This is a genomic window from Myroides marinus, assembly GCF_900109075.1.
GTDB lineage: Bacteria > Bacteroidota > Bacteroidia > Flavobacteriales > Flavobacteriaceae > Flavobacterium > Flavobacterium marinum_A.
This window is the reverse complement of record NZ_FNYS01000002.1, coordinates 34524-60293: the sequence shown is the minus strand read 5'-3', so window position 1 is coordinate 60293 and position 25770 is coordinate 34524. Positions and strand designations below refer to the sequence as shown.

Genomic DNA, 25770 nt, shown 5'->3' with positions numbered 1-25770 from the left:
GAGTAACATAATAGGAAATAATGTTAATATATAGAGAGTAAGGGGGATTCCTCCTTGCTCTTTATTAATTAATAGATATATTTACTAACTTATTCTTTAAAATCCAGATTATGTAGCAGACCAGTTAACTCTTAAAGGAGAGGTTTAATGCAGAAGCTGGGTTGATATTAAATTAACTAACTTAACATTTATGAGAAAAACACTTATGACTTTACTCGTTGCGACGATTATAGTTTCTTGTAAGCAAGGAGCTACAGAAGAAGCAACTGTGGATTTAAAATACCCTGAGACTAAGAAGGGTGATGTAGTAGATACATACTTCGGAGTAGAAGTAGCTGACCCTTACAGATGGTTAGAAGATGATAGATCAGAGGAGACTGCTGCTTGGGTAAAAGCAGAGAATCAAGTTACTTTTGATTATTTAGGACAAATCCCATTCAGAGATGACCTAAAGAAACAAATGGAAGAAGCATGGAACTACGAGAAAATAGGTGCTCCATTTAAAGAAGGTAAATACACTTATTTCTTTAAAAATGACGGTTTACAAAACCAATCTATCTTATACCGCAAAGATGAAGCTGGTAAAGAAGAAGTGTTCTTAGACCCAAACCAATTCTCTAAAGATGGTACTACTTCATTAGGAAGTGTTGACTTCTCTGAAGATGGTTCTAAAGTTGCATACGCTATCTCTGAAGGAGGAAGTGACTGGAGAAAGATCATCGTATTAGACGCTGAAACTAAAAAAGTTATAGGTGATACACTTGTAGATGTGAAGTTCAGTGGAGTTTCTTGGTTAGGAAACGAAGGATTCTACTATTCTAGTTATGATAAACCAACAGGAAGTGAGTTATCTGCTAAGACAGACCAACACAAATTATATTACCACAAGTTAGGTACAGCTCAGAAAGAGGATGCACTTATCTTCGGTAAAGACCAGAAGAGACGTTACGTAGGTGGATATGTGACTGCAGATAATAAATACTTAGTGATTACTGCTGCTAACTCTACTTATGGAAACGAATTATATGTAAAAGACTTATCTGTAGCTAATAGCCCTATCGTAACATTAGTTAATAACTTCGATAGTAGCAATGGTGTACTAGATAGTAAAGATGGTAAGCTATATATCGTAACTGACTATAAAGCTCCTAACACTAGAGTAGTAACTGTAGATGCTAAGAATCCAGGACAAGCGAACTGGGTAGACTTTATCGCAGAGACTAAGAATGTACTTACACCTACTACAGGTGCAGGATATATCTATGCTAACTACCTTAAAGATGCAGTAGCTTACGTAGAGCAATACGACTATACAGGTAAGAAAGTAAGAGTAGTAGAATTACCAGGTATCGGAACAGTAAGTGGTTTCGGAGGTAAGAAAGATGATGCGACTATCTACTATTCATTCACTAACTATATTACAGCAGGTAGTATTTATGCTTTTGACCCAGCTACTGGAGCTTCTAAAGTATATGAGCAACCTAAAGTGAAGTTTGACTCATCTAAGTACGAGTCTAAGCAAGTATTCTATACTTCTAAAGACGGAACTAAAGTACCTATGATTATCACACATAAGAAAGGACTTAAATTAGATGGTAAAAACCCAACTATGTTATACGCATACGGAGGATTTAATATCAGCCTAACTCCATCATTCAGTATTGCTAATGCGATATGGTTAGAAAACGGTGGTGTATATGCGGTACCTAACCTTAGAGGTGGTGGTGAGTATGGTAAAGAGTGGCACGTAGCAGGAACTCAATTACAAAAACAAAACGTATTTGACGACTTTATCGCTGCAGGACAATACCTAATCGATAACAAGTATACTTCATCTGACTTCTTAGCTATTAAAGGAGGATCTAACGGAGGTCTATTAGTAGGTGCTACTATGACTCAACGTCCAGACCTTATGAAAGTAGCTTTACCAGCAGTAGGAGTACTTGATATGCTTCGTTACCACACATTCACAGCTGGTGCAGGATGGGCGTATGACTACGGAACATCAGAGGATAATAAAGAGATGTTCGAATACCTGAAAGGTTATTCTCCATTACACAATGTTAAGGCTGTAGCATACCCTGCTACTATGGTGACTACAGGTGACCATGATGATAGAGTAGTACCAGCACACAGCTTTAAGTTTGCTGCTGAGTTACAAGCTAAAAACACAGGTAAGAACCCTATGCTTATCCGTATCGAAACAAATGCTGGACATGGCGCAGGTAAATCTATAGCTCAACAAATCCAAGAGAATGTAGACTTACAAGCGTTCACATTATACAATATGGGAGTTAAGAAACTAAAATAAGAATACCTTATTCTAGATATAAGAAAGGCGAGTCAATAGTTTGACTCGCCTTTTATATTTGTATTATGTTGTTTTTATTTTAGGGAACCCTCCGTCTACACTTATTTCTGCTCCTACTATAAATGAAGAAGCATCTGAAGCTAAGAATAAGACAGCCTCTGCTACTTCTGACGGCAACCCAAAGCGCTGTATAGGTACCTGAGGTGCAAATGAGGTAGTGAACTGTTCCACCTGCTCTTTCGATAGATTAGATCTGTCAAAGTAGTTAGTCTGTATCGGACCTGGAGATACAGCATTTACTCTTATTCCCTTGCTGATAAGTTCTGCAGCAAATGTCTTAGTGAAGGACTGTACTGCAGCTTTTGCAGCAGAGTACACACTAGAATTCTGCATTCCTACTTCAGTTACTATTGAGGTGTTAAGTATGATAGCCCCATTGTTAGACATAAGCGGTTGTGCCTGTTGTACTGTGAATAGCGTACCTCTCACGATTGTATCGAACATCTCATTGTAGTGCACTTCATCTATGTATTCTAAAGGAGCATATTTGCCAAAACCTGCATTGACGAAGACTATATCTAGATGAGTGACGTATTGCTTTAATTGACTAGCTAGAGTCATAATATCTGTCATTTTACCTGCATCTGACACGATACCTATCGTGTTACTACCTATTTCTTTAGCAGTACTTTCTACAGTTTCTTTATTCCTTCCAGTGATTACTACTTGAGCTCCTTCTTGATGTAATAATTGAGCAGTAGCCTTACCGATACCACTAGTTGCTCCAGTGATAAGTGCTATTTTACCTTTTAGTTTCATTTCTAATTGATTTAAAACTCAAAAGTATGATGACTCTTATCCCTTCACAATCCGTTTCTTGCTCTTGTTATTATTCGTACTTATAATCTTTCACTCCAGCATTGATATCCGCATTGATAAAGTTCTGTTCTGGCGGAATCGGGCAAGAGAACTTAGGATTATATACACAGTATGGATTATACGCTAGATTAAAGTTAAGTGTGATAGTATCCCCCTCAGGTATCTCTAAGTCTAGGTATCGACCACCACCATAAGTAGTCACACCTGATGTAAGATCTGTAAATGGTAGGAATAATCTATTAACATATTCAGGTTTGCCTTGCAGAGTTAAGTCTTGGAACACATCTACTTTAAATTCTTTACCCGAAAGAGTGAAGCTAACCTCCCCAAACTTCTTATAAGTAGGTCTTCTAGACGTAGTCGTAGGCATCTCAAAAGGCTTTTCGTCTGGTGTACGTACTAGTTTACCCTCTAAGACAAAATCTTCTGTTATAGGGAAGAAATCAAGCTCTTTAAATTTCTTTAAAGCATCTTTAGGTAGAGGAGAAGTATCAGAGTCACTAAACTCTTTGTTCATATTCTTTTGAAACAGGACAGCCTTTTCAGATTCATTAGCTGGAGTATTATTGCTACAGCTGATTCCGAAAAGAGCGATAAGCGCTACGGCAACTAATTTTTTCATAATAGATTGTTGTTTGAAGTAAAAGTAACAAAAAAGGTTTGCCCGAGAAAGGCAAACCTTGTTATTATCCCAGATTGAGCTAATGCACAACCTAAGAACTATGTTGTTTCACTAATTATCCTAAGTGTGAACGTAACATCCACGCTGTTTTTTCGTGAGCCTCCATCAGACCGATTAAGAAGTCTGCAGTACTCTTATCATTTGATTCTTCGATAGCATCTATATTTTGTCTAATGAAGCTAACGATGATTTCGTAATCTATTAATAACTCACTGATCCATGATTTACTATCAGTACTATCAGTAGATCTCTCTTCTGTTAAGTGAGTAAGTTTTAAGTAATCTTTTAATGAAGAAGGAGCATAGTGACCTAATGTTTTGATACGTTCAGCTACTGCATCCACATTTACTGCTAATTCAGTATATAATTCTTCGAAGTACACGTGTTTAGAGTGGAAGTCTACACCAGTTACATTATAATGAGCATTTCTAGCTTTAGTATATAAGATAAACTCATCTGCTAATAATTTAGATAATACTTCTGCATTGAATTGACGTGCGTTGTCTGTTAATCCGATATTTGTTTTCATAGTTTCTTAATTTTTATTACAATGTAAATTTACGAAAATGTATGATTAATTACATTGTACTACAATTGTTTATGTTTATAAAACTATCGAAAAGTTTTATTGAAAATCTATAGTATGACATAAGCACAAATAAAAAAAGGAGCTCTTTCGAACTCCTTTCTCTGTATTGCTTAAATACTATTTTTTAATTTTATCAGCTGCTTCTTTCACAGCGTCTTTTACTTCAGCAGCTTTTTCTTGAGTTGCTTCTTTAGCTTCTTTTACAGCCTCTTTAGCATCAGCTACTTTCTCTTGAGTAGCTTCTTTAGCTTCCTCTACTGCTTTACCAGTTTTTTCGCTTACCTCTTCGAATTTAACTTTAGCCTCATCCCAAGTTTTTTGAGCAGCATCTAGAGCTTTCTGAGCTTCTTCTTGAGCTTTTTTGTCTCCTTTTTCGATAGCCTCTTGTACTTTAGCTTTAGCCTCAGCTAGTTTAGTTTCAGCTTCTGCTTTCGCAGCTTCGAATTTAGTTAACTCAGGAGTTTCCTCAGTTGTAGCCTCAGTGTTTTCAGTTGCTGGAGCAGTTTCTTCCGTTTTAGTGTCCTTACATGAAGTAGCGAATAATAATCCTACTACTGCGAATGATAACAATACTTTTTTCATAGTAAATCAATTTTAGTGTCTATCAAAGTTAGAAAAAAATAGTTAAACTATTGTGTTTTTTACCTATTTTTTCTTTTTACCTTCTTTCGGCTCCTCTTTAAACTTAAGTGGTCCGAAGTTATTCACATATCTAGTGATGGTGTTTTTACGGCTATTAATATACGGTCCAGAGTTATTCGCTTTATATCTGCGCGGACTAGGTAATATCACTGCTATACCAGCAGCTTCTCTAGGACTTAAGTTCTTCGCATCCTTCTTATACCAGTATTCAGATGCAGCCTGAGCACCGTAGATACCATCACCCATCTCTATACTATTTAGATAGACTTCTAAGATTCTTTCCTTAGGCCAAATTAATTCTATCAGCACAGTGAAGTATGCCTCAAAGCCTTTGCGGATATAGCTACGCCCTGGCCATAAGAACACGTTCTTAGCAGTCTGCTGTGAGATAGTACTACCACCTTTTATCTTCTTGCCCTTCTCATTGTTCTTCATTGCCTTTTTGATAGCTTTAAAGTCAAAGCCATTGTGCTGGATAAACGTACCGTCTTCACTAGCGATTACAGCTTTCTGTAGATTGATACTTATATCCTCCATAGGTACCCACTTATGCTTTAGCGTTAGAGGTTTGTCCTCTTTGACTTGGTCATAGAGTCTGATAAACATCAGCGGAGTATAAGGTATTGGGACAAATCGAAAGAATACTACTGAGCAAATACTCAGTACAAAAAAGGCTAGGATAGCCTTAAGAATAAATCTAAATATTTTTCGTATCATGACGAAAGATTGATTTTAAAACGGAGCAAAAGTAATTAAAATTCTCATTCACAAATAAAAAATTATAGACAATAAAAAACTCGCTAGGCTAGCGAGTTTAGGTTGTAATCATAATAAGTAATAAGAAAAATAGACGGCTCCGTCTCTCCCCTTAAATTATTGAGGATTAGTCGTCCACAGCGATGCCGTTTTGACCATTGCTCTTCGTGGTAATCTCAATGTAGCTACGATAAGCTCTGCGAAGTCCTCTGGCTGTAGTATATGATCAGGGTTACCATCTGTAAGCCCTAATTCGATAGACATATCTGATGCGATAGTACTAGGTGTAAGTGTACATACTCTGATGTTGTTCTTACGCACCTCTTTCATCAGTGACTCAGACATCCCGATTACTGCAAACTTAGAAGCAGAATACGCAGACGTAGTTGCATTTCCGTTTAGACCAGCTGTAGAAGCTACGTTAAAGATATCTCCTTCGTTCTGATCGATTAGATGAGGTAGTACTTCTCTAGTCACATTATATACTCCCATCACGTTAGTTAGTAAGATCTCTTCCCAACGCTCAGCAGACATATCTGTAAATTTTCCGAACTCTGATATACCAGCATTGTTCACTAATATATCTACTCCACCTAATGTGTTTATTAAGTTAGCTACTTCCGTTTTTACCTTTGCTTTATCAGTCACATCGAATACAGCATAAGTTGCTTTAACTCCTAATGATTCTAACTCAGCTACAGTAGCTTGTAATGTTTTTTCGTTTCTACCAGTAATAGCTACGTTTATCCCTTCTTGAGCGAAAGCTATTGCTGTAGCTTTACCTAATCCTCTTCCACCACCTGTGATAATTGCGTTTTTACCTTTCAATTTCATGTTTTTTATGCTTTTACGTAAAGATATATAAATAATTGGGTATTTAGTATTTCCTTAATGTTAAACTTATTTTTTATCGATAAATTTTTCGATAGAGTTCCATAAATTGTATCGTTTCACTAGTGCCTCTTTAGATACTATCACGACATCATTCCACTTCTGTTGGTCATCACCACATAGCTCAGATATCATCTTCATCGCCATCGGTCCGTGCTCATCTCCATCTAGTTCGATATGACGTTCGAAGTAGTATACTAGCTTCGTTAGGTCTGTCTCAGGGAAGTTTTGTTGAAAACCTTTTAAGATCTCTGTGAACATAGAAGGGATTAAGTCTTCACGCCCAAAAGTAAAGGCAGCAGCTATCTCATGAGCTTTACCTCCCTCAATAGTCTTAAAGGTGAAGTTTAAGAATTCTTTTATTCCACTATCTAGGTTTGTTTTTTGTATTGCTTCGAAGATTGGTGTACCACTCTTAAGATCATTGATAAGCGCTGTGATAGCAGTAGTGTTAGCATTAGCTGTTATCATCGCGTCTAGGTACATCTCGAAGTGGCTTAGACGCTGTCCGTCATAGGCTAAGTCAGACTCTTCTGCTAGAACTATTTCATTAATCAAGTAACGCGTCTGAGGAAATTCTGATGCGAACCATGGTGTAGTAGTACAAGTCAATTGCTGCTGTAATGCTTTAAGCAGTGACATAAAATCCCATACAGCATATACATGTCCTTCCATAAAGGCGCATAAGTCTGGTATAGTCTTTATCTTGTTGTAAAGTGGATGTTGAAGTAACGCATTTCTTTCTTCAGCTATCTGTGCATTGATTTCTTGAATAGTCATATCTTCTAAATTTGTCACAAAAGTAAAAAAGCTTCACCGAAAGGCGAAGCTCTTTATATAAAGTTTATCTATTCTGATATTTATTACTTGAATGCAGCGAATCCTGTAACATCCATACCTGTGATTAGTAAGTGGATGTCATGTGTGCCTTCATAGGTCACTACAGACTCTAAGTTCATCATGTGGCGCATGATAGAGTACTCACCCGTAATCCCCATACCACCTAACATCTGACGAGCATCACGTGCAATGTCTAATGCCATAGCAACATTGTTACGCTTAGCCATAGATATCTGAGCAGAAGTAGCTCTTCCTTCGTTTCTAAGTACACCTAGTCTCCATGTTAATAACTGTGCTTTAGTAATCTCAGTGATCATCTCAGCTAGTTTCTTCTGTTGAAGTTGAGTAGCACCGATAGGTTTGTCAAACTGTATGCGCTCCTTAGAGTAGCGAAGTGCTGTATCATAACAGTCCATAGCTGCCCCGATAGCTCCCCATGCAATACCATATCTAGCAGAGTCAAGACATCCTAGAGGAGCTCCTAATCCTGACTTATTTGGCAATAAGTTCTCTTTAGGAACCTTCACATTATCGAATATCAACTCACCCGTAGCAGATGCTCTAAGTGACCACTTATTATGTGTCTCCGGAGTAGTGAATCCTTCCATACCACGCTCTACGATAAGCCCGTGGATGCGTCCTTCTTCATTCTTAGCCCATACTACAGCGATGTCTGCGAATGGCGCGTTAGAGATCCACATCTTAGCCCCGTTTAGCAGGTAGTGGTCTCCCATATCTTTAAAGTTAGTTAGCATTCCGCCAGGGTTAGATCCGTGGTCTGGCTCTGTCAATCCAAAACATCCGATGTACTCTCCAGTAGCTAACTTAGGTAGGTATTTATTGCGTTGTTCTTCGTTTCCGTATTTCCAGATTGGGTACATCACTAATGACGACTGTACAGAAGAGGTAGAACGAATACCAGAGTCCCCTCTCTCGATCTCTTGCATAATTAGTCCATAAGAAATTTGGTCTAATCCTGCTCCTCCATACTCTGTAGGGATATAAGGACCGAATCCACCTATCTCAGCAAGTCCTGGTATTAACTGTTTTGGAAATTCTGCACGTTGAGCGAAGTCCTCTATGATAGGGCTTACTTCTCTCTTTACCCATGCTCTAGCTGTATCTCTAATTAACTTGTGTTCGTCTGTTAACAAGTCATCTAATAAGTAATAATCAGGTGCCTGAAATAAATCTGGTCTCATATATCAATATCGTTTTTTGTGGTTGTATAACAAAAATAGACATTATTTCGAATTGACCAATTTTTACCCGGAAAAGAGAATATAAAAATTCAAATACACGTCGTTTTTATACAAATAATGCTTTATTTCTATCTTAATCTATAGTAGATGGTTTGGGTACGGGTTTAGTACGCTTTTGAAAACACCCTTCTAACCCAAGTAAACACTAGAAATTACCGAACACTATCAAAACAAACGTAAAACAAAATATTGCTAAGTATTGAATATTAGTTTGTTATGTGTTTTTTCGTTCTTCATATTAGTGCATTTTAACCAAATAAGGTCATTATCTCCAAATGAGGGCAGTTTCTTTAGGTAAGTGGGGAGGAGTGGTATGTATATTCATTGTATATAGCCTTTACCGTGTTTCTATATACTTTAGGTTTGATTTAATACTATTGACAGAATAGGGCAGTAATATACTTCTGAACCATGCGTTGTAGATTAGTAACAAACCAATCACTTAAATTATGACTAATAGAATAATTGTATTGATAACATTATTGTTGTCTGTAGGCATTTTTGCTCAGGATAAATTACATATCACTGGAAAGATTACTGGGATAGATAATAAGACTAAACTTAGTATCTCAGGAGGAGAGAAAGAAAAAGAGTTTTATCTAAAGGACGGAGTGATAGATGTAGAAGTAAGCTTAAAAGAAGCACCTACTTCTGTATCTATATCAGTGTATGATGATAATGATATTATACGCACTTATTTTTACTTAGGTAATGAATCTGTGACTATCGATGCTTCTATTGATGATTTTCCTAATGAGGTAGTTGCTAAAAACTCAAAGTATGATGGATTGAGATATGAGAACTACTTACTAAGTAAAGATCTTGATAAGAAAAGCAATGATATTGACGAGATTATAGAAAAGGAAATTGAAGAAGGGACTAAATCTGAAGTTGTATACGCGAAGTACAAAGATGAATTAGATACTATTAGAAAAGAATATGTTAGACGTCAGTATGAGTTTCTGAAAAAGCACATTAATACTGATTATGGTAGACGTTTAATCAGGTTTTATCAAGATCAATTTACAGTAGAACAGTTTAAGACTTTGTATAGCTTAGTAGACTCTGTAAATATGGATAGAAGTGAGATTAAGTTTTTAAAGGTTTTATGTGATTCTAAACAGTTGGAAATAGGAGATATGTATTATGACTTCACAGCATTAAATTTGAAAAATAAAGAAGTTAGGTTCAGTGACTATTATAATGGCAAGTATGTTCTATTAGACTTCTCTAATGTTTACTGTTGGTTTTGTGGCAAGGCAGCTCCTAAGACTGCTGTGATAGAAGAAGAGTTAAAGGATAAAGTAATGTATGTGACTTATCACACAGGTGATAATCTGCAAGAAGCACAGAAGTATTATGAGTTAAAAGGTAAGAAAGGAAACATAATTTGGAATAAAGAAGGACATCTTCATCCTGCTATGGCTATGTATCGAAATATGAGTACTCCATCTTATTTATTATTTAGTCCTGAAGGGAAGTTTATAAAAGAAATTAATGGTTTTAATGCTGATCTAAAAGCAATCATACTAAAAGAAATAGAGTAATTTAGATATACTAAGCGCGGATATCATCCGTGCTTTTTGTTTTATAGAGCGTCTTTGAGATAGATGTATCTCGGTTGTCCTTAAGCATTGATCATCTATTAAGTATCGATGGGACAAAAGTCTTATACCATCAAGAAGATTACGTATATTTTCGCTTTCGATTACTAAAACAACAAGAACAACTATGAGAACTAAAATAGAACTCTCACAATGGAATCGAAAAGAGCAGTATGCGTTCTTTTCTCAATTTACAGAACCTTTCTTTGGGTTGACTGTACAAGTAGATTGTACTATTGCCTATCAAAGTGCCAAAGAACACGGTCACTCATTCTTCTTAACTTATCTACACGATGCACTAAAAGCAGCAAATGAGGTAGAGGCTTTCCGATACAGAATAGTAGATAAAGAGGTGTATTTATATGATGAGGTACATGCTTCACCGACAATTAATAGACCGAATGGGACTTTTGGGTTTGCATATATGGATTACTACAGCGATGCAACAGTGTTCTTCGCTAAAGCAAAGGAGGAGATAGACCGTGTGCAAAAGTCATCTGATTTCTTTCCTGCGTCTAAAGGAGAGAATGTATTACATATCTCAGCAGTGCCTTGGCTTGACTTTACGTCTATGTCGCATGCGAGGCATTATGACTTCCCAGATAGTTGTCCTAAAATTTCGTTTGGTAAGGTGATGGATGAAGGTGGACGCAAGCGTATGGCTGTATCTATTCATGGACATCACGCACTGATGGACGGAGCACATGTAGGAGAGTTCGTAGATCGTTTTCAGCAACTATTAAACGAGAAGTAGGATGAGTAAAATCGTGATACCAGAGGGAATAAAAAAGATAGCAACACTATGTGTGCTTAGAAATGGCAACAACTTTATGCTACTTAAGCGCCTAAAAGAGCCTAATAAAGATACATACACGCCAGTTGGTGGTAAGATAGAACCTTATGAAACGCCTGAAGAAGGAGTTCTCCGTGAGACTTTTGAAGAGACAGGTATTCGTGTGGATAAAGTGAAGTTCTGTGGTATACTGACAGAGACTTCTCCTACCAAGTATAATTGGTTGAGTTATGTGTATGTAGCAGATATCGATGAGGTAACTCCTCCTGAGTGTAATGAGGGAACATTAGAGTGGATAGCTTATGAAGACTTGTTGAATGTACCTACTCCTAAGACGGATTGGTATATTTATCAGTATATCTTAGAGCAACAGCCTTTTGTGTTTCATGCGTTATACGATGGCGAGCTGAATCTGTTGGAGATGAAGGAAGAGATAGGAGGTTTACTATTATCGACTGAGAATTAATAGCTATTTGCTTGTGGCATTGAATTGGTGGAGTTGATTACTGTAGAGACGTAATACTTTACGTCTACCGCAGCGAATGTCGATTAGATATTCTGGCTTTATTTGCCACAATAGGTAAAAATATATTAATAGGTATAAGAAAGCCCTTCTGTTTAGGAAGGGCTTTTGTGTTTTTAGAGTGAACAATTACTTGTTACTATAGAATTTTTTAAAGGCAATTATAGCAGCAATAAGTAATAGGATAAATGGCCAAATGTTCAGTAACCCTGAGAAAAACCACATTAACCCAGACCAGCCTGTTAAGAAAGATTCTTTAAAGCCATATCCTTTGTCTTCTTCGATATGTACTGGCTCGTCTTGTTCGTAAAACTCAAGTGATAATGTACTGAAAGCAGCTCTGTTTCTCAAAACATTTAATCTTCCTTCTGAGGATTCAATGTCTGAACGTATCTTTTCTATTTCTTTTTCTACAACAAAGATCTCTTCCATTGTATTCGCTCTTTTTAGCAATTCCTTAAAGCGAGACTCCATTTCTTTCTTTGTTTTAATTCTCGCTTCTAGATCTACATATTGTTCTGTGATATCTATTGCTTTGATGTCCTTACTCTCAATCTGAAGAGCATTGTCTGTTACTCTGTCAAGTAATTTTTCGAAGTTCTCTGCAGGGACTCTGATAGTCACGGTGTATTGATCTATACCTGTTTTTGTGTTTACATCATCCTGGGCTAAATAACCATTATAGTCAGTTATGCATTGAGATATTAGTTTTCTGGATTCTTTTGCACTCGCAGTTTTAAAGCGGATAAGGCCCTCTTTGATTACTTTTCGGTTATCTGTGTTTTGAGGAGGCTGAGTTTGAGGTTCCTCTTTTGAAGTATCAGTAGATGAAGTTGTAGTCGCTTTTTCTGCTGTACTTGTGTATTCTGTTGTCTCTCCTGATGGTTCAGCATATTCTCTTTTTTGACCACAAGCAACACATATCATTAGGGTGATAATGATTAATAATAGGTTTGTTTTTTTCATAGCAGTCATTTTATTATATAACGCGATAATGATGTTTAAAGTGTTTATATGTAGTTAGATATCATTAATATTCGAAAGTTTAGATACTAAAAACTTAATGCAGTTTCAGGTAACAAATAATGTATAGTACTATTTCAATATACCTTCGGTAGGACACTACTAGGTGAATGGTTAGAGCATTCATGGAGAAAAGGTGTCTCTAGTCTAGTATTCACTACTTATTGTCCAAGGTTTGTCCAACAATCGAGATGTGGAACTTTATAGGTAAAAGAATAAAAGTTGTTCTGATTATAACTAAGTATTACATTCTTTACAGTAGGAATAGTAATGTTTTAGTGGTGAGAGAAGTGTTTTCTTTTTACTATGAATATATAAACGAAAACCCCTTTATCAAAATGATGAAAGGGGTTTTCTACAACCAAAAATTTATAAATAACGAGTTATGGATTCAGGTTTACAGTTTACAGTCAACAGTTGTAAACCGTTCACTGTAAACTAAATTGCTTTCTTGATAATCTTAATGATATTATCAGATTTACCCATCGAGTAGTAGTGTACGATAGGGATGCCTGCGGCGATAAGTTCTTTTGATTGCTGCGCACACCATTCTATTCCTATCTCTCGGATAGCAGTATTGTCTTTTGCCTTTAACACCTCAGCAACTAAGTCATCTGGTAGGTCAACTTTAAAGCGTTGAGGCAACAGGTTTAGTTGGCTTAGGGTAGCTAATGGCTTTAGCCCTGGTATGATAGGCACATCAATACCAATGGCTCTGCACTTGTCCACAAACTCAAAGAACTTACTGTTGTCAAAAAACATTTGAGTAACGATGTATTCTGCACCGTTGTCTATCTTTTGTTTTAGATATTTTAGATCGGTATCAAAGTTAGGTGCTTCCATGTGTTTCTCTGGATAGCCAGCTACTCCGATACAGAAGTCCGTCTTACTGGTATTCTCTAATTCAGGGTCTAAGTAAATACCTTGGTTAAGTTCTGCTATCTGAGTGACTAATTCAGAAGCGTACTTATTTCCTTTAGGTTCAGGTTTAAAGTAGGTCTCGTTCTTTACGGCATCTCCTCTAAGAGCTACAACATTGTCTATACCTAAGAAGTCAAGGTCTATAAGGAAGTTTTCGGTGTCTTCTTTGGTGAAGCCTCCACACAAGATGTGCGGTATGGCGTCCAACTTGAATCTATTTTGGATAGCCGAACAAATGCCGACAGTTCCTGGTCTTTTTCTGACAACTCTTTTTTCCCACAGTCCGTTGCCTGCTTCTTTGTACTCATATTCTTCGCGGTGATACGTCACGTCAATGAAAGGTGGTTCGAACTCCATTAGCGGTTCGATAGAGTCAAATATTCCTTGAATGTTTTGCCCTTTTAACGGTGGTAGTATCTCGAATGAGAATTGTGTTTTACCGTTTGCTTTTTGGATGTGTTCTGTTACTTTCATGATTCGTTCGTCGTTAATTTATTGTTTTGAGCTAAGTTGGGTGACAACCATCGCTCAGCTTCTTCTGTTGTTATATTTCTTCTATTGGCGTAGTCTTCTAATTGATCTTGCTCTATTTTCCCCAATCCAAAGTATCTACTCTGTGGATGGGCAAAGTAGTATCCTGAGACAGCAGCTGCTGGGAACATGGCATAGCTCTCTGTTAGCGTTACACCTATTTGTTCTTCCACTTGCAGGAGTTTCCAGATTGTTCCTTTTTCTAAATGGTCAGGACAAGCTGGGTAACCTGGTGCTGGTCGAATCCCTTGATAAGCTTCCTTAATCAGTTCTTCGTTGCTTAAGCGTTCAGCAGAAGCATAGCCCCAAATCTCTGTACGTACACGGTGGTGTAATAGTTCGGCAAAGGCTTCTACTAAGCGATCTGCTAAAGCTTTAACCATAATAGCGCTGTAATCATCAAGGTCGTCTTCGTATGTTTTAGCAATCTCATCTACTCCAAAACCTGTAGAAACAGCAAATAATCCGATGTAATCTTCTAATCCGCTTTCTTTAGGGGCGATGAAGTCTGCTAAGGCAATATTAGGTGCTTTGATATTTTTCAGCGATTGTTGACGCAGTGTTAATAAGTGGTCTAATACCTCTCCTTGTTCGTTGTAGACTTCAATATCATCGTCGTTTACTTGGTTAGCAGGGAAGATACCTAAGACACCTCTGGCGTCGAACCAACGTTCGTTTATGATTTTGTCTAACATAATTAGTGCATCGTCATAGACCTGTGTGGCTGTCTGTCCTACTATCTCATCTGTCAAGATCTCAGGAAACTTACCGTATAACTGCCAAGAGCGAAAGAACGGTGCCCAATCTATAAAAGGCAATAGTTCGTCTAACTCTACTGTGACTCTCTTCGTGCCTATGAAGTTTGGTTTGACGATGTCTTTTGCATCCCATTCGATCTTCACTTTGTTTGCTCTTGCTTGTTCTATGGTGATATAGCTCTTATCTCTGGCTCTACCTAAATAGTCGCGTCTTAATTGATCGTACTCCGCTTTGATGTTTTCCTTAAAGCTTGCTTCAACTTCTTTTTGCAATAGTTGGTTAGCAATAGTTACAGAGCGAGAGGCATCGTGTACATGTACAACACAGTTCTTATACTCTGGTGCAATCTTTACTGCAGTATGAACACGTGAGGTAGTCGCTCCACCGATCATGATAGGAATATTGCTATTAACCTTGTCCAACTCCTTAGCCAAGTGTACCATCTCATCTAAGGATGGAGTGATTAATCCACTTAGTCCGATGATGTCAACTTGTTCTTTTATAGCAGTCTCTATGATTTTCTCTGGTGGTACCATTACCCCAAGGTCTATAATCTCATAGTTATTACACGCTAATACTACAGCTACGATATTCTTACCGATGTCGTGTACATCTCCTCTTACAGTTGCCATTAGTATCTTACCTGCATTACCAACTGAGGCTTCAGCATTCTGCTTTTTGCTCTCTTCGATATAAGGTAGGAGGTAGGCTACTGCTTTCTTCATTACACGAGCAGATTTTACTACTTGTGGCAAGAACATCTTACCTGCTCCGAATAAATCACCTACTACGTTCATTCCATTCATCAAATATTGTTCGATCACTTGGATAGGTTGAGGTACACTTAGTCGAGCTTCTTCTGTATCTTCTAAGATGTAAGTTTCTATTCCTTTGACTAAAGCATGTGTTAGTCTATCCTGGATACTGCCTGAACGCCATTCTTCTACTTTGTTTTCGGTTGTTTGAATAGCACTTTCATTTTTAATACTCTCTGCAAAGTCAAGTAAGCGTTCAGTCGCATCAGCACGTCTGTTTAATAAGACGTCTTCTACGTGTTCCATTAAATCCTTGTCCACCTCATCGTAAACTTCTAACATCTCAGGATTCACTATCCCCATATTCATACCATGCTGTATTGCGTGGTATAAGAAGGCAGCGTGCATAGCTTCTCTTACTTTATTGTTCCCTCTAAAAGAGAAAGAAACATTACTTACCCCACCACTTACATTGGCATAAGGAAGGTTCTCTCTAATCCATTTGGTCGCTTGAAAGAAGTCTAAAGCATTGTTGTTGTGCTCTTCCATTCCTGTTGCTACAGGGAATATATTCGGGTCAAAGATGATATCCTGAGGTGCGAAGTTCACTTGGTTGACTAATATATCATAAGAGCGTGAGCATATCTCGATGCGTCTTGCTAAAGAGTCCGCCTGTCCATTCTCGTCAAAAGCCATCACTACTGTAGCAGCTCCATAGCGTTTGATTAGTTTAGCATGTTCGATGAATAGGGCTTCTCCTTCTTTTAAACTGATCGAATTTACAATAGCTTTACCCTGTACTACACGTAGTCCTGCTTCGATAATCTCCCATTTAGAGCTATCTATCATGATAGGTACTTTAGCAATGTCTGGCTCAGAGGCAATCAGGTTAAGAAAGTTAGTCATACAGTGTACACCGTCTAACAGTCCTTCGTCCATGTTGATATCAATAATCTGAGCACCTCCTTCTACTTGTTCTCTTGCGATGGCAAGAGCTTCGTCAAATTGTTCTTCTTTTATCAAGCGAAGGAATTTACGAGAACCAGTTACATTGGTACGTTCTCCTACGTTGATAAAATTTGCCTCCGCAGTAACATATAAGGGCTCTAATCCTGATAAAGCAAGAACAGGCTTTAGGTTGTACTGCTTAGGTCTTCTATCTTTTGCGTGCTCTGCTACTGCCTGTGCAATTAATCTGATGTGCTCTGGTGTAGTCCCACAACATCCTCCGATAATCTGAACTAAGTTTTGGCTTAAAAAGCTATCGATTAGTTCTTTCATTTCATTAGGTGTCTGATCGTATTCTCCAAAGGCATTAGGCAATCCTGCATTTGGGTGCGCAGAGATATTCACTGCTGCATGCTGGCTTAATTGCTTTACATAAGGCTCTAACTGTTCTGCTCCTAAGGCACAGTTAAATCCGATACTCAATAGTGGTATATGGGCAATAGATATCAAGAAAGCCTCTACTGTCTGTCCTGATAGGGTACGTCCTGAAGCATCAGTTATCGTACCTGATATCATAATTGGGATATCTATACCTCGCTCTGACTGTATCTCGTCTATGGCAAATAAAGCTGCTTTAGCATTCAATGTGTCAAATATAGTTTCGACTAATAACAGGTCGCATCCTCCGTCTAATAGAGCCTCGGCTTGCTGTTTATACGCTATGCGTAACTCTTCGAATGTGATAGCGCGGTATCCAGGATTGTTTACATCTGGAGATAGACTGGCTGTCTTATTCGTAGGGCCAATAGCTCCTGCTACATAGCGAGGTCTATCAGGGTTAATAGCTTCTACTTCGTCTGCTACTTCGCGTGCTATCTTAGCTGACTGATAGTTTAGTTCGTATACTAAATCTTCTAAGTGGTAATCCGCCATCGCTATGGTAGTACCAGAGAAGGTATTCGTAGATAAGATATCAGCTCCTGCCAAAAGATATTGTCTGTGAACTTCTTTTACAGCCTCCGGTTGAGTGATTGACAACAAGTCATTATTTCCCTTTAGAGGATGAGCAAAATCAGCAAAGCGCTCTCCTCTAAAGTCTTCTTCTGAAAATCGGTAAGCCTGAAGCATCGTACCCATTGCTCCATCGAGTACTAATGTTCGTTGTTTTAATAGGCTTCTGATATCAGTATGTATAAGTGTTGTTGACATAATTTATTAATTTAATCATTCTTCATTGGTGTGTAAAACAGGGTTATTGTTGTGCAACAGTTAACGCTTGTTCTAAGTCACGGATAATATCTTTCGTATTCTCTAATCCTACAGATAGACGTATCAGGTTGTCTGTGATACCTGTAGCTATTTTTTCTTCTGCAGGAACTTTACTATGTGTGGTAGAAGCAGGGTGTGTAACGATGGTTCTACTATCTCCAAGGTTAGCTGAGCGACTGCATAGCTGTAAGGCATTTAAGAATGCTCTACCTGCATCAAGCCCTCCTCTTATTCCGAAGGCGATAATATTACCTCCTTGCTTCATTTGTTTTTTTGCTATTTCATATTGTGGATGACTTGGCAAGAAAGGATACTTAATAAACTCCACTGCTGGATGTTGCTCTAAGTATTCTGCTATCGTCAAGGCATTCTCACAATGTCTATCTACTCGCACAGCTAAGGTTTCTAAGCTCTTAGATAGTACCCACGCATTGAATGGGGAGATGCTGGATCCTATGGTGCGAGCGAATAGATAGATCTTTTGTATATGTTCTTTATATCCTACTGTAACTCCTCCACATACTCGCCCTTGTCCATCTATCAGTTTAGTAGCAGAGTGTATCACTACGTGTGCTCCTAAAGTGATAGGATTCTGTAGATAGGGGGTAGCGAAGGTGTTATCTACTATAAAGATGAGGTTGTGTCTCTTAGCTATCTCTCCTAAGTACGCAAGGTCTAATACATCTACTCCTGGGTTAGTCGGACTTTCTGCAAATAGTATCTTGGTATTTGGTTTGATTAGAGACTCTACATCGTATACTTGATTTAGGTCAAAGTAACTCGTATCTACTCCCCATTCTGGAAACATACTGCTAAATAGTCCGCGTGTAGAACCAAAGATGTTAGAACAAGAAACAATGTGATCACCTGCTTTTAGTAAAGGAAACAAACTACAATACACAGCCGCCATTCCTGTAGCAAATGCATATCCTGCTTCTGCTTGTTCGAATAGGCATATCTTATCTACTAATTCTGTTTGATTGGGATTAGTGAATCGCGAGTAAGAGTATTGCTCTATTTCTTCTGCAAATACAGCTCGCATATTCTCTGCATCGTCAAAGACAAAGCTTGAGGTTAGGTATAATGGGGTAGAGTGTTCATTGTATTGTGTACGCTCTGTCTGTGTTCGTATGGCTTGTGTCTCAAAACAACAGCCTTCTTCATTGTTTTTTGTACTCATCTTTTTTTAGTTTACGGTTAACGGTTTACAGTTAACAGTGGTTAGTTTTTGGTTTACAGGTCTGTTTATTGTAATTCCTAGTCTGTTTGTTATCCTGACGAAGGAAGGATCGCACTCGAAGCTCCACAATCTAAATTCTGTCGTGCTGCAGACAGAAACTGAGATTAGTCAGTCACGGATTACAAATCCGCGACAACGGTTTACGGTTTACGGTTAACAGTGTTAGTTTTTGGTATTCAGTTATAAATCAAAATTAGTTTCCTATATAAAGCTTTTTTAAAGAGTTGATTATTATGACTTAATATGATTATTATAGTATTAAATGGTAGTAGATAGTGGGACAGTATGCTGGTTTACGGTTTACAGTTAACGGTTTACGGTTTATAGGTAGTTTATTAACCATCCACCGTTAACCAATCTGTAAACTGTACACTGTCAACTGTTAACCATTCACCGCCAATCTCAACACATCTCCAAATACCCCTCTGGCAGTTACAGATGCTCCTGCACCGGCTCCTTGGATAATGATAGGGTTGTCACCATAGCTCTCTGTGTATATCTCGAATATACTGTCCGAGCCTTTTAGCTGTCCTAATGCTGAGCTGGTAGGTACTTCGATTAGTTTAGTTTCTAATACTCCCTTGTCTTCTTGTAGATCACCTGATAGTTCCCCTACATAGCGAAGTACAGTATCTGGCGCTAAGCCTTGTTTGATCTTGTCGAAATAAGGATTTAGTTTCTCTAAGCTGTTTAAGAACGTTGGGGTATCTACTGCTTGTAAGTCTGTAGGAATTAAGTTCTGAATGTTTATCTCTTCGAACTCGTTTTGTAAGTCTAATTCTCTCGCTAAGATTAATAACTTACGTCCTACGTCATTACCAGATAAGTCTTCACGTGGATCTGGTTCTGTAAACCCTTTAGTGATAGCTTCTTTAAGTACCTCACTAAATGGTCTGTCTTGGATAGAGTAGTTATTAAAAATGTAACTCAAACTTCCCGAGAACACTCCTTTTATCTTAGTGATATTCTCTCCTGATAAGTGAAGTAATTTAATCGTATCAATCAATGGTAAACCAGCACCTACGTTAGTTTCGTATAAGTATTCTTTGTGGTTCGCCTTTAGTGTCTGACGCAACTCATTATAGAAACTATATGATATTGTGTTTGCAATTTTATTAGAAGAGATAAGGTCAAAACCATTCTCTACTAATGGAATATAGTTTTTGATAAATTCACCAGAAGCTGTGTTGTCTATCGCGATTAAGTTCTCTAAGTGATTTGCATTCGCGTAGTCTATTACTTCTTGTATAGTATAAGCTACGCTCTTGTCTTTTATCTCTTCTCTCCAGTTGCAGTTAATACCTCCATCGTTAAGCAATACTTTTTTAGAGTTACCGATAGCGAAGATGTTTAGGGCAATATTCTTTTTGTCTTCGATAGATTGGGCAGACTGTAATATCTGGTCTATTAAAGTACCTCCCACTAATCCGTGTCCAAAGACAGCGATATTGATCTTCTTAGCGATACCGAATATCTGTCCGTGTATTACGTTAAGTGCTTTCTTTGCTTCTTCTTTGCGTACGACTAAGCTTACGTTTTTCCCTGTTACTGTATTGTTGAATAGAATAGGAACAATCTTATTCTTTACTAATGCAGCATAAGGCTTGTCAAATGTGCTTAGGTTCTGTCCGATGATAGAAATAACAGCAAGGTCTCGGATGATAGAAATACTGTTCACATCACGAGTATAGAAGTCATTAGAGAACTCTCTGTTTAGAGCTTCGGCTGCCTTATCTGCATCTTTATCTTCTACGATAAAACCTAAACCACGCTCTGAAGAACCTTGTGAAATAACACCTACACTAATTCCTTCGTTTGCCAAGGCTGTAAATACACGTGCATCTACTCCTACGATTCCTAACAATCCTCTACCTTCGAACTGTACTAAAGCGACATTAGACTGTACCGATAGTGACTTAATTCCCTTATCTGTTGGTTTGTTAGAGATAAGAGTTCCTTTGTTTTCTGGGTTTAGTGTGTTTAATATTCGCAGAGGGATATTGTTTTCTACTAAAGGCAGTATTGTTTTCGCATGTAGAATAGAAGCTCCGAAGTTGGCCAACTCATTTGCCTCATCGAAGCGAAGTTCTTCTATCTTCTGTGCGTTCTTTACCCAATCAGGGTTAGCAGTATAGATACCATCTACATGAGTATAGTTTTGCAATTCATCTGCCTGGATGAAGTTCGCTAATAAGGCTGCAGAATAGTTACTACCATTGCGTCCCAGTGTAGTTGTTTCTCCTTTATCGGTAGATCCGATAAAGCCTGTTACTACAGCTATTGTTCCCTTATCTAACGCAGCGAAGTAGGCTTGTGTTTTTTGTTTAGATACCTCATCGATCGCTTGTGCACTTCCGAAGTTAGTATCTGTAATAAAGAATTGACGACTGTCTACAGCTATAGCTTTAATACCTTTTGCGTTTAGCTGAGCAGCTAATATTTTACTTGATATTAGTTCCCCTTGTGCTAACACTTGGTCTTTAATCTTTACGCCATAGTCTTCTATTAGAGAAACTCCTTCATATAATTTGCTCAATACTTCAAGCTCTGTATTTATATCTGCTTCGTTGTGATATGCTCTGTTTTTGAATGCTTCAAAAGCAGTCGTGTAATCTTGTTTAGTCTTTGCTAAGTCTAATATATTTTCAAGGGTATCTGTTGTATCTCCTATAGCAGAAACTACAATAGCGATAGGTCCTTCGTTTACTTTTGTTTTTATGATGTTTATGACGTTGTCAAAAGCTTGTCCTGATGCAAGAGATTTTCCTCCAAACTTTAATACTTTCATGATGTGCTGATTTTAGAATAATGGTTTTAATAAATTGTTTAATTGTTCGTATTCAATTAAGAAGGCATCGTGGCCGTGTATTGATTGAATCTCTTGGTATGTAATGTGTTTGCAATTGTCTTTAAGTAGAGCTACTGTGTATTCTTGCTCTGCCTTAGTGAACATATAATCCGTATCTACTGCGATGCAGTGTATCTTGGTATTTGTATGTTGACCGAAGGCTTTCAGACTTTCGTCTGTTACTTCCTGTCCTATGGTCTTTAGCAAGTGGTTCATTAGCTTATAAGCCTGTAGAGTAAAGCGACCGTTTAAGGTCTGTCCGTGATACTTTAACCAACTTTCTATAGCGTATTGACTCTCACTTTCTTTATACCCATTGGCAAACTTCTGCTGGAGCGATGCAGGAGTGCGGTAGAGTAACATAGCATGCATACGAGCGTCTTCTATCGGTTGAGAAGAGTTGTTTAGAATACTGTCTTGGATTAAGGCATTGCCTATTAACCAGTCTGATGCTTTACAACTTGTCGCTATTGGGATTAAGTGATCTACTGCTTGAGGTCTAATAAAAGTCATCTCCCAAGCGATGCTACCTCCTAAGCTACCTCCGATGATTGCATATAGATGATCAATGTGTAGTCGGTCTAATGCTTTCCAGAACACTTCAGCAACTACTTTTGTCGTTATTGCTTTGTAATCTTCGATGAGGTGAGCCTGTTGTTTGTTGTATCCATTGCCAGGGATATCAAAGGCAATCACTGTATATCGGTTGAGGTCTATTACTTTGTCATAACCCACTAAGCTATTCCACCATCCCTTATCACCTGCTACTTCACTATTTCCTGTTAAGGCATGGTTGACCAACACGATTGGAGCACTGTGTAAGGGCTGTCCCACTACCTGATAAGTAAAGTGAAAAGTATGTGTACTTCCGTTTGTCAAAGTATGGTTAGCGATAGTTATTTCTTGTAAGCGACTCATGGTATTCTATTGTTATTTATTGTGCTAATGCTTGTTTGATATCTTCTATTAAATCTTCTGTTTCTTCTAATCCTATGGACAACCTTATTAAGCTTTCTGTTATTCCTGCTTCTATTTTTGTCTCTTTAGGTACTGACCCATGAGACATCTCAAAAGGGTAATTACTTAAACTCTTTATTCCTCCAAGCCCTTCTGTAAGCGTGAAGAGTTTTAGGCTTTGGATAATCGTAAGTGCAGCCTCTTTACTGTTGTCTTTTAGGTCAAAGCTTATTACTCCGCCGAAGTACTTCTGTTGCTTCTTTGCTAACTCATGTCCTTCGTGATTCACTAATCCAGGATAGTATATCTTGTTTATCTTAGGATGAGTGCTGAGGTACTCTGCTATCTTTAGGGCATTCTCTGAATATCCTTTGTATCTCAGTAGCAAGGTTTCAATACCTCTGATGGTTAAGAAGCTGTCGAAAGGACTTAGTATGGCTCCAGTTGAGTTTTGATGAAACTTAATGATCTTGCCCAACTCCTCTGTCTTCGTGATTACTAATCCGGCTACTACATCTGAGTGACCCGCGATATACTTCGTAGCACTGTGAACCACGAGGTCAGCTCCTAAGTCTAATGGCTTTTGGGCTATCGGTGTAGCGAAGGTGTTGTCTACGCATAACCAAACTTTGTGTTTCTTAGCAATGTCTGCTATCGCTTGTATATCAGATATTCTCAGTGTTGGGTTAGTAGGGCTCTCTATCCAGATTAGTTTAGTATTATTGGTAATTGCCTTTTCTACATTCTCAACTATTGTTGTATCAACATAATGAGTCTTTATCCCAAACTTCGCATACACCTCATTTAGCAGTCTGTAAGTCCCACCATAGATATTCGCTACAGCTATTACTTCGTCTCCTTGGCTTAGTGTCTTGAATACTGCATCTATTGCAGCAAGCCCACTTCCGAAGGCAAAGCCCTTCGCACCATTCTCTAATGAAGCAACTAATTCTTCTAAAGCTTGACGAGTAGGATTATTAGTACGAGTGTAGTCAAATCCCTTGTTTACTCCTGGTGCCTCTTGAGCGAATGTCGTTGTCTGATAGATTGGTACAGCTATGGCTCCTGTGTGTGGGTCTATCGGAATGTGTTTTAGTATGTCTGTTTGGGTACTCATCTTATAATGTTTTAAATACGTTAGCTAAATCTGCTTTTAGGTCTTCGATGTTTTCTATTCCTACAGATAGTCTGATTAAGTCTGGTGCTACTCCTGTTGCTTTTTGCTCATCTACCGTTAATTGTTGGTGTGTAGTAGAAGCAGGGTGAATGATTAGTGACTTAGTATCTCCTATGTTTGCCAATAGAGAGAATAGTTTAGTGTCATTTGCTACTGTTTTGGCTGCTTCGAATCCTTTCTTTAATCCGAATGTTACCACACCACTCTGTCCTTTTGGCAAGTACTCTTTTGCTAAATCGTGGTAAGCACTTGATTTAAGACCTGGATAGTTTACCCATGCTACAGCGTCTTGTTTTTCTAACCATTCTGCTAAGGCTAATGCATTCTCACTGTGTTTTTGGATACGGATAGGTAAAGTCTCTAATCCTTGGATGATTTGGAAGGCATTAAATGGGCTAAGTGCTGCACCTAAATCTCTTAATCCTTCTACTCTTATCTTAGCGATGAAAGCAGCGTTACCTAATGCTTGGTGGTATATTAATCCGTGGTATCCTGGAGAAGGCTCTGTGAATTCTGGGAATCTACCACTTGACCAGTCAAAAGTACCTGCGTCGATTATCGCTCCTCCTAATGATGTACCGTTACCAGCGATGTATTTAGTTAGGGAATGTACTACGATGTTTGCCCCGTATTGGATTGGGTTAAGTAGAGCAGGAGAGGCTACTGTATTATCTACGATAAAAGGAATTTTAAACTCTTGTGCAATCTTAGCTACTGCTTTTAAGTTGATGATATCCAGTTTAGGATTTCCTAAGCTCTCTACGAATATTGCTTTTGTGTTCTCTTGAATATTCGTTCTGAAGTTCTCTATATTAGAAGGATCAACGAATGTAGTGTTGATACCAAAACGAGGAAGTGTAACATTGAATAAGTTGTATGTTCCTCCGTATAAGCTGTTAGAAGATACGATGTGGTCTCCCGCTTTTAGCAATGTCAAGAACGTAGTAGAGATAGCTGATGCTCCTGATGCTGTTACTACTGCTCCGATACCTCCCTCAAGTGCGGCTAAGCGTTGCTCGAGAATATCGTTTGTAGGATTGTTTAATCTTGTGTAGATATACGCTGGGATAGACAGGTTAAAAGCTCCTGCTGCGTGATCAGCATTCTCGAATACATACGATGATGTCTGATAGATAGGCACTGCTCTTGTTCCTGCTGTAGATTGTACATTGTGTCCTGCGTGTAATGCTTGTGTTGAAAAATTTAAATTGCTCATGGTTGAATATTTTTTAATGTTTTTGTTACTATTTTTTGTTTTGAATTAAGGGCATAAAAAAAGTCCTTTCGGCATTGCCAAAAGGACTTCAAGTATTTTAATCTCTTGTTTTAGATTATAACTAACTCGTTGACTTTAGGCAATAGGGCGGCGTGAACATCATCATGTTCATCATCATCATTGCCATCATCATTGTGTTAGTATTGTAAATCATGGTATTCTATATTCTGCTAATTATATACTGTTTGGTTTGGTGTAAAAAAAAAGCCCTCGCAAATGCAAGGGCTTTATATATGTTATTTTGAATTTAAGTTTATGCAAATAACAAGCCCTGCGGATTTCTCCACATCATCA

General features: G+C 38.0%; 20 protein-coding genes. 4 read left to right on the top strand and 16 right to left on the bottom strand.

What is annotated here, in order from left to right; all coding sequences use genetic code 11:
- The first annotated feature begins 205 nt into the window (after positions 1-205).
- Positions 206-2311, top strand: coding sequence for a prolyl oligopeptidase family serine peptidase (locus tag BMX53_RS02610; protein WP_083394380.1), 2106 nt, complete (start codon positions 206-208; stop codon positions 2309-2311).
- A gap of 63 nt (positions 2312-2374) precedes the next feature.
- Here the strand turns inward: BMX53_RS02610 and BMX53_RS02605 are convergent, their stop codons facing one another.
- The 8 genes from BMX53_RS02605 to BMX53_RS02570 all read right to left on the bottom strand — a co-directional run bounded on the left by BMX53_RS02605 (position 2375) and on the right by BMX53_RS02570 (position 8792).
- Positions 2375-3130, bottom strand: a complete 756-nt coding sequence (locus BMX53_RS02605) for an SDR family oxidoreductase (protein WP_074744489.1) — start codon at positions 3128-3130, stop codon at positions 2375-2377.
- A 70-nt stretch (positions 3131-3200) separates the two neighbouring features.
- Positions 3201-3812, bottom strand: coding sequence for a DUF1684 domain-containing protein (locus BMX53_RS02600; protein ID WP_074744487.1), 612 nt, complete (start codon positions 3810-3812; stop codon positions 3201-3203).
- A 115-nt stretch (positions 3813-3927) separates the two neighbouring features.
- Positions 3928-4401, bottom strand: a complete 474-nt coding sequence (locus BMX53_RS02595) for a Dps family protein (RefSeq protein WP_038987183.1) — start codon at positions 4399-4401, stop codon at positions 3928-3930.
- Positions 4402-4578: 177 nt separating this feature from the next.
- On the bottom strand, positions 4579-5043 hold the full coding sequence (locus BMX53_RS02590; protein ID WP_038987184.1) for a hypothetical protein: 465 nt from the start codon (positions 5041-5043) through the stop codon (positions 4579-4581).
- A 63-nt stretch (positions 5044-5106) separates the two neighbouring features.
- Positions 5107-5820 (bottom strand): monofunctional biosynthetic peptidoglycan transglycosylase, encoded by a 714-nt coding sequence (gene mtgA, locus BMX53_RS02585; protein ID WP_074744485.1) that lies wholly within the window; start codon positions 5818-5820, stop codon positions 5107-5109.
- Between the two features lie 156 nt (positions 5821-5976).
- Positions 5977-6693 carry a 3-ketoacyl-ACP reductase gene (locus tag BMX53_RS02580; protein ID WP_038987186.1) on the bottom strand — a complete coding sequence of 239 codons (717 nt, stop codon included), beginning with the start codon at positions 6691-6693 and terminating at the stop codon, positions 5977-5979.
- A gap of 66 nt (positions 6694-6759) precedes the next feature.
- Positions 6760-7530, bottom strand: coding sequence for a DUF3050 domain-containing protein (locus BMX53_RS02575; protein ID WP_074744483.1), 771 nt, complete (start codon positions 7528-7530; stop codon positions 6760-6762).
- Between the two features lie 83 nt (positions 7531-7613).
- Positions 7614-8792 (bottom strand): acyl-CoA dehydrogenase family protein, encoded by a 1179-nt coding sequence (locus BMX53_RS02570; protein ID WP_038987188.1) that lies wholly within the window; start codon positions 8790-8792, stop codon positions 7614-7616.
- A gap of 509 nt (positions 8793-9301) precedes the next feature.
- Here BMX53_RS02570 and BMX53_RS02565 point away from each other — a divergent pair.
- The 3 genes from BMX53_RS02565 (at position 9302) to BMX53_RS02555 (ending at position 11715) form a co-directional block, all read left to right on the top strand.
- Positions 9302-10399, top strand: coding sequence for a TlpA family protein disulfide reductase (locus BMX53_RS02565; RefSeq protein ID WP_074744481.1), 1098 nt, complete (start codon positions 9302-9304; stop codon positions 10397-10399).
- A gap of 184 nt (positions 10400-10583) precedes the next feature.
- Positions 10584-11210: a chloramphenicol acetyltransferase gene (locus BMX53_RS02560; RefSeq protein WP_074744479.1), complete on the top strand. Its 627-nt coding sequence runs from the start codon at positions 10584-10586 to the stop codon at positions 11208-11210.
- Between the two features lies 1 nt (position 11211).
- Complete coding sequence (locus tag BMX53_RS02555) at positions 11212-11715, top strand: NUDIX hydrolase (protein ID WP_074744476.1); 504 nt, start codon at positions 11212-11214, stop codon at positions 11713-11715.
- Positions 11716-11901: 186 nt separating this feature from the next.
- Here the strand turns inward: BMX53_RS02555 and BMX53_RS02550 are convergent, their stop codons facing one another.
- From BMX53_RS02550 to BMX53_RS02510, 8 genes are all read right to left on the bottom strand, one after another.
- Positions 11902-12738 carry a DUF4349 domain-containing protein gene (locus BMX53_RS02550; protein ID WP_074744788.1) on the bottom strand — a complete coding sequence of 279 codons (837 nt, stop codon included), beginning with the start codon at positions 12736-12738 and terminating at the stop codon, positions 11902-11904.
- Between the two features lie 495 nt (positions 12739-13233).
- Entirely contained in the window at positions 13234-14190 is a 957-nt protein-coding gene (metF, locus tag BMX53_RS02540; protein WP_074744472.1) for a methylenetetrahydrofolate reductase [NAD(P)H], read from the bottom strand.
- Positions 14187-17918 carry a methionine synthase gene (metH, locus tag BMX53_RS02535; RefSeq protein WP_074744470.1) on the bottom strand — a complete coding sequence of 1244 codons (3732 nt, stop codon included), beginning with the start codon at positions 17916-17918 and terminating at the stop codon, positions 14187-14189. The genes metF and metH overlap by 4 nt, the downstream gene beginning before the upstream one ends.
- A 43-nt stretch (positions 17919-17961) precedes the next feature.
- Positions 17962-19158, bottom strand: coding sequence for a trans-sulfuration enzyme family protein (locus BMX53_RS02530; RefSeq protein ID WP_074744468.1), 1197 nt, complete (start codon positions 19156-19158; stop codon positions 17962-17964).
- Between the two features lie 442 nt (positions 19159-19600).
- Positions 19601-22006, bottom strand: a complete 2406-nt coding sequence (gene thrA, locus BMX53_RS02525) for a bifunctional aspartate kinase/homoserine dehydrogenase I (protein ID WP_074744465.1) — start codon at positions 22004-22006, stop codon at positions 19601-19603.
- 12 nt (positions 22007-22018) lie between these two features.
- On the bottom strand, positions 22019-22984 hold the full coding sequence (locus BMX53_RS02520; protein WP_074744463.1) for an alpha/beta fold hydrolase: 966 nt from the start codon (positions 22982-22984) through the stop codon (positions 22019-22021).
- Between the two features lie 16 nt (positions 22985-23000).
- On the bottom strand, positions 23001-24140 hold the full coding sequence (locus BMX53_RS02515) for a trans-sulfuration enzyme family protein (RefSeq protein ID WP_074744461.1): 1140 nt from the start codon (positions 24138-24140) through the stop codon (positions 23001-23003).
- Position 24141: 1 nt separating this feature from the next.
- Positions 24142-25416 carry an O-acetylhomoserine aminocarboxypropyltransferase/cysteine synthase family protein gene (locus tag BMX53_RS02510; RefSeq protein WP_074744459.1) on the bottom strand — a complete coding sequence of 425 codons (1275 nt, stop codon included), beginning with the start codon at positions 25414-25416 and terminating at the stop codon, positions 24142-24144.
- Between the last annotated feature and the right edge of the window lie 354 nt (positions 25417-25770).

Bases quoted from the DNA above. Each gene is read 5' to 3' on its own strand.
- thrA (WP_074744465.1), bottom strand. From the start codon at position 22,006: ATGAAAGTATTAAAGTTTGGAGGAAAATCTCTTGCATCAGGACAAGCT.
- BMX53_RS02550 (WP_074744788.1), bottom strand. From the start codon at position 12,738: ATGAAAAAAACAAACCTATTATTAATCATTATCACCCTAATGATATGT.
- BMX53_RS02565 (WP_074744481.1), top strand. From the start codon at position 9,302: ATGACTAATAGAATAATTGTATTGATAACATTATTGTTGTCTGTAGGC.
- metH (WP_074744470.1), bottom strand. From the start codon at position 17,918: ATGTCAACAACACTTATACATACTGATATCAGAAGCCTATTAAAACAA.
- BMX53_RS02515 (WP_074744461.1), bottom strand. From the start codon at position 24,140: ATGAGTACCCAAACAGACATACTAAAACACATTCCGATAGACCCACAC.
- BMX53_RS02575 (WP_074744483.1), bottom strand. From the start codon at position 7,530: ATGACTATTCAAGAAATCAATGCACAGATAGCTGAAGAAAGAAATGCG.
- BMX53_RS02570 (WP_038987188.1), bottom strand. From the start codon at position 8,792: ATGAGACCAGATTTATTTCAGGCACCTGATTATTACTTATTAGATGAC.
- metF (WP_074744472.1), bottom strand. From the start codon at position 14,190: ATGAAAGTAACAGAACACATCCAAAAAGCAAACGGTAAAACACAATTC.
- BMX53_RS02600 (WP_074744487.1), bottom strand. From the start codon at position 3,812: ATGAAAAAATTAGTTGCCGTAGCGCTTATCGCTCTTTTCGGAATCAGC.
- BMX53_RS02530 (WP_074744468.1), bottom strand. From the start codon at position 19,158: ATGAGTACAAAAAACAATGAAGAAGGCTGTTGTTTTGAGACACAAGCC.
- BMX53_RS02605 (WP_074744489.1), bottom strand. From the start codon at position 3,130: ATGAAACTAAAAGGTAAAATAGCACTTATCACTGGAGCAACTAGTGGT.
- BMX53_RS02555 (WP_074744476.1), top strand. From the start codon at position 11,212: ATGAGTAAAATCGTGATACCAGAGGGAATAAAAAAGATAGCAACACTA.
- mtgA (WP_074744485.1), bottom strand. From the start codon at position 5,820: ATGATACGAAAAATATTTAGATTTATTCTTAAGGCTATCCTAGCCTTT.
- BMX53_RS02560 (WP_074744479.1), top strand. From the start codon at position 10,584: ATGAGAACTAAAATAGAACTCTCACAATGGAATCGAAAAGAGCAGTAT.
- BMX53_RS02595 (WP_038987183.1), bottom strand. From the start codon at position 4,401: ATGAAAACAAATATCGGATTAACAGACAACGCACGTCAATTCAATGCA.
- BMX53_RS02610 (WP_083394380.1), top strand. From the start codon at position 206: ATGACTTTACTCGTTGCGACGATTATAGTTTCTTGTAAGCAAGGAGCT.
- BMX53_RS02520 (WP_074744463.1), bottom strand. From the start codon at position 22,984: ATGAGTCGCTTACAAGAAATAACTATCGCTAACCATACTTTGACAAAC.
- BMX53_RS02510 (WP_074744459.1), bottom strand. From the start codon at position 25,416: ATGAGCAATTTAAATTTTTCAACACAAGCATTACACGCAGGACACAAT.
- BMX53_RS02590 (WP_038987184.1), bottom strand. From the start codon at position 5,043: ATGAAAAAAGTATTGTTATCATTCGCAGTAGTAGGATTATTATTCGCT.
- BMX53_RS02580 (WP_038987186.1), bottom strand. From the start codon at position 6,693: ATGAAATTGAAAGGTAAAAACGCAATTATCACAGGTGGTGGAAGAGGA.